Genomic DNA, 304 nt, shown 5'->3' with positions numbered 1-304 from the left:
CGTTGGCGGTGGCAGTCATCACGTTCTGGACCTGGCCCAGGGTTTGGGCGGCGTTGATCGACGAGTTGGACGTCGGCGCATAAGTGATGTCGCCGAAGGAGTACGAGGGCGATGCGAACTTGAAGCCGCCGCGGACGGTGCGCATGGCTGCGCGGTCCAGTTTGTCGGTGTGGGCCAGGTCGGTGATGATCAGGGTTTTCATGGTAAATCTCCTTGGATGTCGGTTGGTTGGTTGAGGCATTTGATTTGCGCTCGATGGACTATCAGCAGGATGCGTGCCAGCTTCGTTCGAGCTTCGTTCGAG

The 304-nt window shown here is 58.9% G+C and carries 1 protein-coding gene; it reads right to left on the bottom strand.

Features of this window, described 5'->3' with window-relative positions; translation table 11 throughout:
- Positions 1-202: hypothetical protein (locus AB4Z32_RS27950; protein WP_442125044.1), on the bottom strand; the 202-nt coding region annotated here is incomplete at its 3' end.
- Positions 203-304 lie beyond the last annotated feature (102 nt).

It is taken from the genome of Massilia sp. 2TAF26 (assembly GCF_052115005.1).
Lineage (GTDB): Bacteria > Pseudomonadota > Gammaproteobacteria > Burkholderiales > Burkholderiaceae_D > Telluria.
This window is presented reverse-complemented; position numbering and strand designations above follow the sequence as displayed.